This is a genomic window from Streptomyces sp. NPDC000941 (assembly GCF_053599555.1).
Map to the genome: position 1 here is coordinate 1 of NZ_JBSFMM010000513.1, position 2,061 is coordinate 2,061.

At 70.7% G+C, this 2,061-nt stretch carries 1 protein-coding gene; it reads right to left on the minus strand.

The window, feature by feature from the left end:
- Positions 1-2,061 (minus strand): type I polyketide synthase (locus tag ACWDSL_RS53175; RefSeq protein WP_450496943.1); only part of this gene is annotated, 2,061 nt, incomplete at both ends.

Genomic DNA, 2,061 nt, shown 5'->3' on the forward strand with positions numbered 1-2,061 from the left:
CGCACCACATCCATCAACGACCAGTCGATAAACGGCGCCAGAGCCGCCGCACACTCCCCCAACCGCTCCGCGAACACCGGGGACTCGTCCAACAACCGAGCACCCATACCCGCCCACTGCGAACCCTGCCCCGGGAAGACAAACACCGACCTCCCCTCCACATCCGCAACCCCACACACCACACCCACCGCGGGATCCTCATCCCCCAGAGCACGCAGACCCGACAGCAACTCCTCCCGGTCACCACCGACCACCACCGCCCGGTGCTCCAACACCGACCGCGTGGACACCAGCGAATAGCCCACATCCACGGGCCCCAGCTCCGGATCGGCCTCAACCCGCGCCAGCAGACCGGCCGCCTGCCCACGCAGCGCCTCAGCCGTCTTCGCCGACACCACCCACGGCAGGGCAGCAGGGGCCATGGCAGAGCCGTCCTGGTCACCCGGGATCGGCTCGGCTGGCTGTGGCGCCTGCTCCAGGATGGCGTGCACGTTGGTGCCGCTGACCCCGAACGCGGAGACACCGGCCCGGCGCGGACGCCCGGTCTCCGGCCACTCCGCCGACTCGGTCAACAGCTCCACCGCACCCGCCGACCAGTCCACATGCGTGGACGGCGTGTCCACGTGCAGTGTCTTGGGCAGCACTCCGTTCCGCATCGCCATCACCATCTTGATCACACCGGCCACACCGGCCGCCAGCTGGGTGTGCCCCATGTTGGACTTGATGGAACCCAGCCGCAGCGGCAGCTCACGGTCCTGCCCGTACGTGGCGAGCAGCGCCTGCGCCTCGATCGGGTCACCCAGCGTGGTCCCGGTGCCATGCGCCTCGACCGCGTCCACATCCATCGGAGCCAGACCGGCGTTCGCCAGCGCCTGACGGATCACCCGCTGCTGCGACGGACCATTCGGCGCCGTCAGACCATTCGACGCACCATCCTGGTTGACCGCAGAACCCCGGATGACGGCAAGCACCACATGCCCGTTGCGCCGGGCGTCCGACAACCGCTCGAGCACCACCAGGCCCACGCCCTCCGACCAGCCCGTTCCGGCGGCCGAATCGGCGAACGGGCGGCAGCGGCTGTCCGGTGAGAGCCCGCCGTGCTGGTCGAACTCTCCGAAGGCGGCCGGGGTGGCCATCACCGTGACACCGCCCGCCAGCGCCAGGGAGCATTCGCCCGAGCGCAGCGACTGCGCCGCCAGGTGAATGGTGACCAGCGACGACGAACACGCGCTGTCCACCGTCAGCGCCGGGCCTTCGAGACCGAAGGTGTAGGACAGCCGCCCGGACGCGACGCTGGTCAGCAGGCCGGTCATCTGATGGCCGCGGGACTCCTCCGGCGGCACGTAGCCACCGTTGCCTGCGCCGATGAAGACACCGGTGTCGGTGCCGCGCAGGTCGGCCGGGTCGATGCCCGCGCGCTCGAAGACCTCCCACGAGGTCTCCAGCAGCAGCCGCTGCTGCGGATCCATCGCCAGCGCCTCACGCGGCGAAATCCCGAAGAAGCCCGCGTCGAACTCGGCGACGTCGTAGAGGAAGCCGCCCTCGAAGGCGAGGTCCCCGTAGACCTGCCAGCCGCGGTCCGTGGGGAGTTCGGCGATGGCGTCCCGGCCCTCGGCGACCAGTCGCCACAGGTCTTCCGGCGAACGGACACCGCCCGGGTAGCGGCAGCTCATCCCGACGATCACGATCGGGTCGTCCGCAAGCCCCGAGGTGACGGCCGTCGGCAGGACCACCTCGCCGCGGTGGCCCACGAGCTCCGAGAGCAGATGCTCCGCGAGCACGATCGGAGTGGGGTAGTCGAAAACGAGTGTGGACGGCAGGCGCAACCCGGTGGCCGTGTTCAGCCGGTTGCGCAGCTCGATGGCGGTCAGCGAGTCGAAGCCCAGCTCGCGGAACTCCTTGCGCGCCTCGACGGCCTCGGCCGAGGCATGTCCGAGGACCGCGGCCGCCTGACCACGGATGAGGTCCACCAGGACCGGGGCGCGCTCGGACTCCGCCACTCCCGTCAGCTGCCGGGTGAGCGCGGCCGCCGCGCCCGACGCGGGCACCGCTGCCGCTGCC